The organism is Streptomyces tyrfis (genome assembly GCF_037034285.1).
Classification (GTDB): Bacteria; Actinomycetota; Actinomycetes; order Streptomycetales; family Streptomycetaceae; genus Streptomyces.
In genome coordinates this window covers 85,010-96,856 of sequence record NZ_JBAGJZ010000026.1, presented here as the reverse complement: position 1 = coordinate 96,856, position 11,847 = coordinate 85,010, and the positions used below count along the sequence as shown (strand labels likewise).

Here is an 11,847-nt window from a genome sequence, read left to right as displayed (position 1 = left end):
AGCCATGAACCAGCCCAGCCTCCGCGCGCTCATCGACGCCTCCGAGGGCGTCGTCAAGGCCGACCGCGTGATCCGGGGCGCGCAGCTCGTCAACGTCTGCACCGGCGAGATCTACCCGGCCGACGTCGCCATCACGGGCGACCGGATCGCCGCGACCGGCGACGTGTCGGCGTACGAGGGCCCGGAAACCGAGATCGTCGACGCGACCGGCAAGTACCTGACGCCGGGGCTCATCGACGGGCACCTGCATCTGGAGTGCTCGAAGCTGTCGGTGACGATGTTCGCCGACGCCGCCGTCCGCCACGGCACCACCTCGGTGATCTCCGGGCTCGACCAGTTCCTCGTCGTCGCCGGGCTGGACGGAGTGCGCGAGGCGCTGCGCGAGGCCGACGCGAGCCCCATGAAGATCTTCTGGGGCGCCCCGTTCAAGACGCCGTACACGCTGCCCGAGACCACGGTCGGCTTCTCCTTCGGCCCCGACGAGCACGCCGAGACTCAGGAGTGGGCGGACTGCTTCGGGGTGTGGGAGACCGTCGCCGAGTTCGTCCTCAACCGCGACGAGAAGGTGCTGCGCGCCCTCGAACTCGCCCACCGCAACCGTCTGCCGATCTTCGGCTGCGCGCCCATGGCCGCGAAGACCACGATCAACGCGCTCTCGGCCGCCGGCGTCCGGCTCGACCACGAGAGCTACACGGCCGAGGAGGCCTTGGAGAAGCTGCGCGCGGGCATGTCGCTGCTGATCCGCGAGTCGTCGGTGGCGCACTTCATGAACGAGAACGTGCGCACGGTGACCGAGTTCGGCGCCCAGTCGCGGCGCGTCGGCTTCTGCACGGACGACATGCACGTCGCCGACATCCTGCGCGAGGGCCACCTGGACAAGCTGGTGCGCATGGCCATCGCGGCGGGTGTGCGGCCGGTCGAGGCGATCCAGATGGCGACGCTCAACTGCGCGGAGATGTACCGCATCGACCACCTCGTCGGCTCGATCACGCCGGGCCGCTACGCGGACGTGCTGATCGTCGACTCCCCCGAGTCGTTCCAGGTGGAGCGGGTGTTCGCACGCGGCAGGCTGGTCGCGGAGGGCGGCCGGACCGTCGAGGCGCCGCGGGCGCCCGAGCGCTCCGCCGCCCTCTCCCCCGCCTTCCGCGTCGCCCCGGTCACCGAGGACTCCATCGGCGTCGCCGCCGAGGGCGACGAGGCCCGGGTCCTGGTCGTCGAGATGGACCGCACCGTGCCGTTCGTGCGCAAGGGCGTGGAGATGACGCTGCCGGTCGTCGACGGCAGGGTCCGCGCCGACCTCGCGCAGGACGCCCTGTACGTCACGGTGTCGGAGCGCTACGGGAAGAACGGCGGCGGCACGGTCACCGCGATGATCAACGGCTTCGGCCTGCGCTCCGGCGCGATCGCCTCCTCCGCCGCCCCCGACGACAACAACATCGTCTGCGTCGGCGCCGACCGCGCCGACATGGCACTCGCCGTGAACCATCTGGCCGAGCACGGCGGCGGCCAGGTCGTCGTCGACGGCGGCGAGATCAGGGAGTTCCTGCCGCTTCCGGTGGCCGGCATCGTCGCCGACCTCGTCCCGGAGGAGATGGCCGCAGCGGAGGACCGCCTGGAGGCCGCCGCCCGCGCGCTCGGCTGCGAGCTCCCCTCCGCTTTCGGCTACCTGATCTTCCTGGAGATCACCGCCATCCCCGAGTACGCCGTCACCGACCTGGGCGTCGTCAACTACCACACCCAGGACGTCGTCGACATCCTGAACCCCGCCGCCAACTGACCCAGCCAGCCGAGGAGTTCATCATGACCACCGCACCCGCCGCCGTGGACGCGTTCATCGCCGGACTGCCCAAGTGCGAGCTGCACCTGCACATCGAGGGCACCCTCGAACCGGGCCTGAAGTTCGCGCTGGCGCAGCGCAACGGCATCGAGCTGCCGTACGCCGACGAGGCCGCGCTGCGCGCCGCGTACGACTTCCACGACCTGCCCGGCTTCCTCTCCGTCTACTACGAGGGGATGACCGTGCTCCGCACGGAGCAGGACTTCTACGACCTCGCGGCGGCCTACGCGGCCAAGGCGCACTCACAGAACGTGCGCTACGCGGAGATCTTCTTCGACCCGCAGGCGCACACCGCGCGCGGCGTCGCCTTCGACACGGTCGTCCGCGGCCTGACCCGCGCCCTGGACGACGCCGAGCGCGCCACCGGTTTCCGGGGCCGCCTCGTGATGTGCTTCCTGCGCGACTTCCAGGCCGAGTTCGCGATGGCCACGCTGGTGCAGGCGCTCCCCTACAAGGAGTGGATCAGCGGCGTCGGCCTGGACTCCGACGAGGCGGGCAACCCGCCGGTCAAGTTCCGCGAGGTCTTCGCCCGGGCCCGTGCCGAGGGCTTCCGTCTGACGATGCACTGCGACGTCGACCAGAAGAACTCGACGGAGCACATCCGCCAGGTCGTCGAGGAGATCGGCGTCGACCGCATCGACCACGGCGTGAACGCCCTGGAGGACCCGTCGCTGATCGAGCGGATCCGCGAGCGCGGCCTCGGCCTGACGGTGTGTCCGATCTCCAACGCCCATGTCACCGACGGCATGAAGGCCGCCGAGATCCGCGCCCTGCTCGACCAGGACGTCAAGGTGACGGTCAACTCCGACGACCCCGCCTACTTCCCGGGCTACGTCGCGGAGAACCTGGCCGCGCTGCGCGAGCCCGCGTGCCTCTCCGACGCCGACCTGGTGCGCCTCCAGCGCAACGCCATCGAGATCTCCTGGGCGTCCCCCGCCGTCCGCGAGGAGTTCCTCGCCGAACTGACCGCCTACGCGGAGCGCGGCACGGCCTGACGCCTTCCGGGCGGACGGCCGCCGCCGTGCCCCGTGCCGCCGTCCTCGCGCCGGACGGGGCGAGGACGGCGGAGCGGGCGGAACGGACGGAGCAGACGGAGCGGGCCCGGTCGGGGTGTGCTCTAGAGCAGCCCGAGCCCGCGCAGGTCGGTGACGTATTTGCGGATGAGGTCCGCGGACAGGTGGGGGATGTCCTTGTCGGGCCCCACCCCGGCGGCGCGGACGGCGGCGCGGAACCGTTCGGCCGGGATCACCGAGCCGGGGGCGCCGTCGTCGGGTTGCTCGAAGGCGTGCAGCAGCGGCAGCAGCGAGTGCTGCCGCTGCTTCTCCGGCAGGGCGCGGAGGGCGGCCGTGAGGCGGGTGAGCCAGTCGTCGTAGTCGTCGATCCGCCGGAGGGGGTGGCCGGACTCGACGAGCCAGTCCACGAAGGTGTCCAGCGAGATGCCGTCGTCGTGCGGATTCACCGCGTTGAAGGTGCGGTACCCGTCGGCCGATCGCTCGGTGAGCGCGGTGACGGCCTCGGCGGTGAAGTCGACCGGCAGGCCGTCGTAGTGGGCCCGTGTGCCGGGCCGGTGGAACGAGCGGGGTGCGAGGCCGGTGGCGACCAGGCTGAGCAGCAGTCGGGTGAACACGTCGGGCACGTTCAGCTGCCCCCGATAGGCGCTGTGCGCGAGGATCATGTCCGACCGGAAGACGGTGACCGGCAGACCGCACAGGTCGTTCGCCTCCCGCAGCAGGACCTCGCCGGCCCACTTGCTGGTCGCGTACCCGTTGGCGTAGCTCCCGTCGAGGACCCGCACCGGGCCGGTGCGGCGGATGTCGGCGTCCTCGTCGAGGGGCCCGGCCCCGGACCGCACGGCGACGGTGGACACATAGGCGAAGGGCTTGATCCGCACGGTGAGCGCGAGCCGGATCAGTTCGGCCGTGCCGACGACGTTGGGGCCGAACAACTGCTCGTAGGGCAGTACGTGGTTGACCAGGGCGGCCGGGTGGACGATCCGGTCCACGGCGCCGGCCAGCCGGTCCCAGGTGGCCTCGTCCAGGCCCAGGCGCGGCTCGCCGACGTCGCCCGCCAGGACCTCCAGGGCGCCGTCGGACAGCTTCCGGTAGCGCCGGAGCAGTTCGGCGTCGCCGCTGTCGAAGGCGCTCTCCAGGCGCTCCGCCGCCGCGGCCGCGTCGCTTCCGCGGACGACGCAGATCAGTCTGCCGCCGGCGGGCGCCAGCCGCTCCAGCCATTCCAGGCACAGGAACCGGCCGAGGTAGCCGTTGGCCCCGGTCAGCAGGACGGTCCGCGCCGCGCCGTCGGGGCGGGGCAGCGCCGGGGCGGCGGCGAGCGTCGGCGCGTCGAGGAACGCGTCCAGGGTGAGGTCTCCGGCCCGGACCTCGGAGGCGTTCTCGCCGTGCACGGAGGCGAACGTGGGCCGCTCGGCGCCGGACGCGCGCTCCGCCTCGATGTAACTCGCCACCCGCGCGAGGTCGTTGGCGGGGCTGATGATCACCCCGACCGGGACCTCGACGTGGAAGACCTCCCGCATGAGCTGGGAGAAGGACAGCGCGGACAGCGAGTCCCCGCCCAGGTCGGTGAAGTGCGCCGCCATGCTCAGCTCGGCGTCCGAGCAGCCCAGCAGTGCCTGGGCGGCCCGGCCGACCGTCTCCGGCACCGGCCGCTCCGGACCGGCCCGGCGCAGCGCGCGCAGTCGCCCGGTCTGCCCGTCGGCGAGGCGCGCGTAGAGCTGTTCGAGGGCTTCGCCGTACCGTTCCCTGAGTCTGGGGCGCAGCATTTTGTGGCTCTCGGCGAGCAGGCCGTTCTCGGCGCTGAAGGGTTCGGTCTCGATGAGGAAGTCGCGCGGGATCTCGTAGGAGTGGAGTTCGGCCTCCTTCGCGGTCCGCTGGAGCGACTCGCTGATCAGGGCCTTGAGGGACGCGGCGTCCCCGCCGCTCCTGGCCAGGGTGTCCGGGGTCGGCACCACCACGGCGAGCAGATGGGCGCGCTCGCTGTTGCCGTACACGAAGATCTGCTGGACGAGGGGGCTGCCGACGAAGACGGTCTCCAGCCGGGAGACGGCCACGAACTCGCCCTGGGACAGCTTCAGGGTGTCCTTGGTGCGGTCGACGTGGACCAGCCGGTCGGGTCCGAGCTCGGCCATGATGTCGCCGGTGCGGTAGTAGCCGTCCTCGTCGAAGACCGCTGCGGTGGCCTCGGGGCGCTTGTAGTACCCGGGGAAGATGGATTCCGTCCTGAGCAGCAGCTCCCCGCGCGGGTAGGGCAGGTCCGTCCGGAAGTAGCCCAGTTCGGGCACGTCGGCGAGCTTGTAGTCGATCACCGGTGGCCGCTGCACCACCGTGTCCAGCAGCACCCCGCCGGCTTCCGTGGAGCCGTAGCCGGTGTACAGGTGGAAGCCGAGGCAGGATTCGACGAAGGCCGCCACCTCGGCGGACAGGGGGGCGGTCCCGCAGAAGGCCTTGGTGACGCGCCCGCCCAGGAAGTTCTCCCGCAGGTCCGTCAGGACCGCCTTCTCGACGTCGCCGGGCTCGCCGGCGCGCCGGTCGAGTTCGCTGCGGTACCGCTGGAAGAGCATGTCGCACAGCCGCGGCACCATGGTGAGTTCGGTGGGGCGGGCCAGTGCGATGTCCTCGAAGAGGGTGGACAGATCGCTCTTCGCGGTGAAGCAGCCGACGCCGCCCCGGACGAGCGAGCCCATCAGCGCGTAGCGCCCGGCGAGATGGCTCTGGGGCATGTAGAGGACGCTCACCGGGACCACGTCCGACGCGCCGTAGCTGAATCCGTACCACGCGGTGCCGACCAGCCGCTGGGTGTACATGGCCCCCTTGGGGGTCCCGGTGCTGCCGGAGGTGTAGATGAGCAGGGCCAGCGGGTCGTCGTCCGCGTCGGCGGTGAAGAGAGGGGCGGGCGGCAGCTTCGTTCCTCGCTCGATCAGCTCGGCCAGCGTGTCGACGGCCACCGGGCGGCCGGCTGCGGCCAGACGCCGCCGGGCGGCCTCGAAGGCGTCCCGGTGGGACGGGACTTCGGGGCGGTGGTCGAACACGATCAGGCGCTCGACGGAGGCGGCCCCGAGCACGGCCTCGACGGCGATGCCCAGCCGCTCGGCGCTGGTCGCGAGGACGCGCGGCTCGGTCTCCTCGATGATCGGGCCCAGTTGGGACAGCGGCGCGTTGGACTGCAGGGGCACGGCCACGACGCCCGCGTGGATGCACGCGAGGTCGAGCGTGGCGTAGTCGGTGCTGGTGAAGCCCAGGGTGCAGAGCCGGTCGCCCGCGCCCAGCGGATACCGCGGGTCGTGGTGCCACGTGCCGGCGACCGCGCGGACGCGTGCCCACAGCTCGCGGTAGCTGAGGGCGTCGAACCGCGGGAGCAGGCCCGCCGTCTCGGGGTCCCTGGCGCGTTCGGCGAGGGCCGGGCGGTCCCCGTAGCCCTCCATGATGATCGCCAGGACCTCGGCGAGGCCCTTGTCCGGGTCCTGCGCCGCGGCGGTGATCGCCTCCAGCGGTTCGGCCATGACCAGCCCTTCCGTAGCGTCGAGTGGTGCCGACGGGTCGTTCGTTCCGGCGATCGCCGCGGGCCGTGGCGCTCCGCGCCCGCCGCCGGGCGACGCCCCTTCGGGCCGGCGTTCCGGTGGGTGAGGGCCTCACCAGCCGACCGGCAGCGTCTCCGCGCCGCGGATCAGGCGCTCGGTCCGCCAGGGAACCTGCTCGGCCGGTATCGCGAGGTGCAGACCGGGGAGGCGGGAGACCAGTGATTCGAGCACGACGCGCAGCTCGGTCCTGGCCAGTTGCGCGCCGAGGCAGTGGTGCACGCCGTGCCCGAAGGTGACGTGCGGGACGCTGCCCCGGTGGAAGTCGATCTCCTCGGGGCGGTCGAACACCGAGGGGTCCCGGTTGGCCATGCCCAGTTCGGCGACCACCGCGTCACCGGCGCGAACGGTCTGCCCGCCCAGTTCCACGTCCTCGGTGGCGATGCGGGTGAAACCGGCGGTGGCGCTGATCGGGACGATCCGGGAGAGTTCCTCGACCGCGTCCGGTATCAGGCCGGGGTCCGCGACGAGTTCCCGCCACAGGCCGGGGTGGGTCAGCAGGGTGTAGACGAAGTTGCCGATCTGGTTGGCGGTGGCCTCCTGGCCCGCGGAGAGCAGGCTGACGCCGAGGCTGACCAGTTCCTCGTCGTGGAGCGGGTCCTCCTCCTCGGCCTGCGCGGCGACCAGCTCGCCGAGCAGGTCGGCGGTGGGCTCGGCGCGGCGGAGCGCGACCAGGCCGCCGAGATAGTCGTTGAGGTGTTCCCGGGCCCGCGCGGACTGCTCCGGGTCGGAGAGCATCAGCAGGCCGTCCACCCAGACGTTGAAGCGGTCGCGGTCCGCGACGGGGACGCCGAGCAGTTCGCAGATCACGGTGATCGGCAGCGGCCAGGTCAGCGCCTTGGTCAGGTCGGCGGGCGGCCCGGCGGCGATCATGGTGTCGAGCAGGCCGTTCACGACCCGCTGGATGTACGGCCGCAGCGCTTCGACGCGGCGTACGGTGAACGCGTTGGCGACCCGGCGCCGCAGTCGGCTGTGATCCGGCGGGTCCATGCTCAGCATGGAGGTGCTGGGCAGTCCGGCGGAGACCGTGCGGGGCACGTCGTCGCCCACGGCTGCGGCACGGCTGAACCGGGGGTCGGCCAGCACCGTCTTCACGTCCGCGTGCCGTGTGACCAGCCAGGCGTCGCCGCCGAAGGGCAGGCTCACACGGACCACCGGTTCTTCGCCGCATATCTCGGCCAGTCGCGGGTCCACGTCGAGCCGTTCGACCGGACCGAACGGATAGGCCCGCGCACCGTCCCCTGTCGTGGTCATCGTGTGAGTCCTTCCAGTCCTGGCAAGCGATCGCCCGTGGGCAACCGGTCACGGATCGGGCGCGGTTCGTGTTCTTCGTGGTCGGCCGGCGCGTCTCGGCGGTCGCGGCACGCGACCGGTCACATGGCGGCGGTCCGCCCGCCGTCGATGACGAGGGTGCTGCCGGTGATCCACGCGGCGCGGTCGGAGATCAGAAAGCCGACCGCCTCGGCGATGTCGTGCGACTCGCCGATGCGCCCGAGCGGGATCTCGTCGGCCCACGACACCGAATCGACGCCCAGGTAGTCGACGATCTGCTCGCGTGCCTCGTCCGCCCCCGGCGTCGCCACGTTGCCCAGAGAGACGGCGACGACGCGGATGCCCTGCGGCGCCAGCTCCGCCGCGAGCCCCTTGTTGTACGTCTCCAGCGCGGACTTGGCGGCGGCGTAGTGCAGGATCATCGGGTAGGAGGCGATGGTGGCGATGGAGGAGACGTGCAGGATGACCCCGCCTCCGCTCTCGCGCATGGCCGGCACGAGGGCGCGATTGAGCCGGACGGCGGCGAGGAAGTTGATGTCCACCGTGTACTGCCAGTCGTTCTCGATGTCCAGCGCGCTCTGCAGGGCCCGGCATCCGCCCGCGTTGTTGACGATGATGTCCACTCCGCCGAGCGTCTCCAGCGCGGCGTCCGCGAACTCGCGCACCCCGTCGGGGGTGCTGAGGTCGGCGCTCACGAACTTGGCCGCCGACGGCGTGTGCTCGGTCGGGCTGCGGGCCGAGGTGACGACGGTGGCGCCGGCGTCGAGCAGCTTCTGCGCGATCGCGGCGCCGATGCCCCGGCTGCCGCCGGTGACCACGGCCCGCTTGCCTTCCAGCTCGCCGGAATTATGTGCGGTGGAACGACTTCGGCTCACTCTTGGTGCCACCCCCTCGTTTTCCCCGGAAACCCTGTCCGCGACATGAATCGGCAACAGTTATGAATTCTCGGGGGACGATCGGAAATGAGAGTTCTCAATCAAGTCGATCATGGTGACGCAGAATCATCGGCTCCACTATCGACGATCCCATTCGGGCGGTCAAGACGATAATGCCGATGCGCTGGATCGCATCATGCGATGCATCGGCAATTCACGACGCGATGGCTTTTCCTCTTGAATGACCCAGGGCGCGTTCACCGCCGGCCCGCCCGTTTCCGCGCGCCGGGGCGGCGAAGCCGTACGGTCGGGGGCCGACGGGCGTGACGTGACTTGCGATCAGGACATCGGCCGGGCCGCCGTCGGCCCTGCGGCGCGGTCCCCGGACCCGCGACGTGACGGCAGGCCGTGAAAGGGATCCGCGCCGATCCGCCGCGGGAAGGAGTCGATCCGCCATGGGAAAGAAATGAGCCGTCGGCGTATCCGCGGCGTCGGGGCCGCCTGGACGTCACGATCCGCCGGAGCCGATAATCATGTGCCGTCGACGTGCGGTCACAACGGTTTTCGCCACCGCCCGGAAGACTTCGCCGGGACGGGATGCGCACGCGCACGGAATGTCCGCGCACCTGGTGCCGACAACTCGGGAGGAAAAATGGCCAGCCTGAGCGATCCCTTCGTCGTGGGCGACATGACGGTCGCCAACCGGATCGTGATGGCCCCGATGACCAGAATGCAGTCCCCCGGCGGTGTGCCGGGTCGGGACGTGGCGGAGTACTACGCCCGCCGGGCGGCCAACCAGGTCGGGCTGATCATCACCGAGGGCACCTATGTCGACCGCCCCGCCGCCGGCGCGTACGAGAACGTCCCGCACTTCTACGGCGAGCGGGCCCTCGCCGGCTGGGCCCGGGTGGCGCAGCGGGTGCACCGGGCCGGGGGCCGGATCATTCCGCAGCTGTGGCACACCGGCGTCGTACGGGACGGGACCGAACCGCCCGCGGAGGGCCCGTCCGGTCTCGGGCTGGACGGCGCCCCGGCCGGGAGGGCCATGACCCAGCAGGACATCGACGCCGCGGTGTCCGCCTTCACGAAGGCGGCCGCGGCCGCGGAGCGGCTCGGGTTCGACGGCGTCGAACTGCACGGCGCCCATGGCTATCTGATCGACGACTTCCTGTGGAGCGCCACCAATCGGCGCACCGACCGCTACGGGGGCGACCCGGCGTCCCGCGCCCGTTTCGCCGCGGAGATCGTGCAGGCCATCCGCGCGGCCGTCAGTCCGGGATTCCCGGTCTTCTTCCGGCTCTCCCAGTGGAAGGTCAACCAGTACCAGGCCCGCATCGCGGAGAGCCCGGACGAGCTGGAGAGGATGCTGGCCCCGCTGGCCGACGCCGGTGTCGACGCGTTCCACGCCTCCACCCGTCGCTACTGGCTGCCCGAGTTCGACGGCAGCGCTCTCAATCTCGCCGGCTGGGTGCGCAGGCTCACCGGCAGGGCCGCGGTGACGGTCGGCTCGGTGGGCCTGGACCGGCAGTACGGCGAGGGCGAGTTCGCCCAGGGCTACACCCGGCCGGCCGGCCTCACCGGCATCGAGGAGCTGCTGGCCCGCCTGGGGCGCGACGAGTTCGACCTCGTCGCGGTGGGCCGGACGCTGCTGGCCAACCCGGACTGGGCGGTGAAGGCGCTGAGCGGTGAACTCGACCGGACCGTCCCCTACGACCCGGTCGTGCTCGGCAGTCTGGTCTGATCCCGGGCCCGACGGGCGGGCTTCGCGGTCCGGACCGCCGCGACGTACGCCGCCCCGGCCCGGCCGCGCCCTGACAGGAGCTGCCCGGCAGGGGGCCGACGCCGTGCGGATCGCGTCGGCCCCCTGCCGCGTCAGGGCGGCTACCGGGCCGGGGCCGAGCCGCGCAGGGGCCGGGCAACGCGCGGGCCGGACGCGTGGGGCCGGGGCGCCCACCGCGTCCGGGGCGTCCGGGACGTCCGGGACCCTCGCGTCAGGCGAGCGCCTTCACGCCGTAGCTGATCGCCACCGCCGATCGGAGAACCTCCACGAAGGCTCTGCCGCGACCGCTCAGGGTCAGATCGGGCATCATCGCCACTCCGAGGGACAGCGAGGGGGGATCTCCGGCGATCTCGACCGCCCGGACCCTCCCCCCGTCCAAAGTCGTCATGTGCGAGGCACGTTGATACATCAATGCGAACCCGGCGCCGGCGGCCACCAGCCCGCGCATCGTCTCCACGCCCGCCACCGCGATCACCTGGGGCATGCGGACGCCGGCGGCGGAGAAGATCCGCTCGACATGGCGGAGGACGGCCGGGGCGTTCAAGGTGACGAGCGGTCGGGCGGCCAGTTCGTCCAGCCCGACCGGACCGGCTCCCGCGATCGGACCGGCCGCTCCCAGCGGGTCCCCGTCGGCCAGCAGGGCGTGAACCGGCAGGTCCACCAGCGGGCGGAACCTGGAATCACCCGCGAGGAAGTCATAGGTCACGGCCAGTTCGCACCGCCCGTCCTGCAGGAACCGCAGTAGCCGGTCGGCGGGCGCCTCATGGACGTTCAGCTGCAACCCGGCATGCCGTTCCCGGGTCATCCGGTGAACCAGTGGCAGCAGAAACGGGGCGATGGGGAAGAAGAACCCGACGTCGAGCTGACCGGTGGTGTCGCTCGCCAGGGCGTCGCCCTGCGCCTTGAGCTTCCCGGCCTGCCCCAACAACGCGCGTGCCTCGCGCAGCAGGTGGCGGCCGCTCGGCGTGAGGGTGACACCACGGGCATGGTGACGGAGCAACAACTGCACGCCGAGCTGGCGTTCCAGCCTCATCACGGCGGACGAGACCGTCGACTGCGACGCGCACAACTTCTCGGCCGCCTCCGATATGTTGCCGAGTTCGGCGGACACGACGAAGTACCGTAACTGAGTGAGGCTGAAGCCCAGGCGATCGGTCATAACGCACGCCCGGCGCGAGACCGGGAGTCGGGAGCGGACCCCGGACCCTCTGCCCGCCGGGCCGGGGTCCGACGCGTCGGGGCGTGGGCCCCGCCCCGGCCTCCGGCTTCGGCTCCGGCTCCGGCTCCGGCTCCGGCTCCGGCTCCGGCTCCGGCTCGGGATTCCCCGTGACCGGGAAACGTTCCAAGCATGTGGGCAAGGGACACGTGCGTGATGACCATGATGAAGTTCTCCCTCGGCTCCTGCGGGCGACCGGCAGGCACTCTCCCCCGCCGCCGAGGGCCGGAAACCCTTGCCGGGATGAACAGTTGGGAGTGAGTTCGCACACCCCTCGCC

7 protein-coding genes are annotated in these 11,847 nt (G+C 71.6%); 3 read left to right on the top strand and 4 right to left on the bottom strand.

The window, feature by feature from the left end; all coding sequences use genetic code 11:
- Positions 1-4 precede the first annotated feature (4 nt).
- Both WA762_RS20915 and add read left to right on the top strand, forming a co-directional pair.
- Positions 5-1,777 (top strand): adenine deaminase C-terminal domain-containing protein, encoded by a 1,773-nt coding sequence (locus WA762_RS20915; RefSeq protein WP_335937455.1) that lies wholly within the window; start codon positions 5-7, stop codon positions 1,775-1,777.
- Positions 1,778-1,800: 23 nt separating this feature from the next.
- Complete coding sequence (gene add / locus WA762_RS20910; protein ID WP_335937454.1) at positions 1,801-2,832, top strand: adenosine deaminase; 1,032 nt, start codon at positions 1,801-1,803, stop codon at positions 2,830-2,832.
- Positions 2,833-2,954: 122 nt separating this feature from the next.
- Here the strand turns inward: add and car are convergent, their stop codons facing one another.
- The 3 genes from car to WA762_RS20895 all read right to left on the bottom strand — a co-directional run bounded on the left by car (position 2,955) and on the right by WA762_RS20895 (position 8,572).
- The gene (gene car, locus WA762_RS20905; protein WP_335937453.1) at positions 2,955-6,350 is read right to left on the bottom strand and encodes a carboxylic acid reductase; all 3,396 of its coding nucleotides are present in this window, start codon (positions 6,348-6,350) and stop codon (positions 2,955-2,957) included.
- Positions 6,351-6,479: 129 nt separating this feature from the next.
- Positions 6,480-7,679: a cytochrome P450 gene (locus tag WA762_RS20900; RefSeq protein ID WP_335937452.1), complete on the bottom strand. Its 1,200-nt coding sequence runs from the start codon at positions 7,677-7,679 to the stop codon at positions 6,480-6,482.
- Between the two features lie 119 nt (positions 7,680-7,798).
- Positions 7,799-8,572 (bottom strand): SDR family oxidoreductase, encoded by a 774-nt coding sequence (locus WA762_RS20895; protein ID WP_335937451.1) that lies wholly within the window; start codon positions 8,570-8,572, stop codon positions 7,799-7,801.
- Positions 8,573-9,224: 652 nt separating this feature from the next.
- Between WA762_RS20895 and WA762_RS20890 the strand changes: the two genes are divergently transcribed.
- The gene (locus WA762_RS20890) at positions 9,225-10,313 is read left to right on the top strand and encodes an NADH:flavin oxidoreductase (RefSeq protein ID WP_335937450.1); all 1,089 of its coding nucleotides are present in this window, start codon (positions 9,225-9,227) and stop codon (positions 10,311-10,313) included.
- A 250-nt stretch (positions 10,314-10,563) separates the two neighbouring features.
- Here WA762_RS20890 and WA762_RS20885 read toward each other — a convergent pair whose 3' ends face one another.
- Entirely contained in the window at positions 10,564-11,511 is a 948-nt protein-coding gene (locus WA762_RS20885; protein WP_335937449.1) for a LysR family transcriptional regulator, read from the bottom strand.
- Between the last annotated feature and the right edge of the window lie 336 nt (positions 11,512-11,847).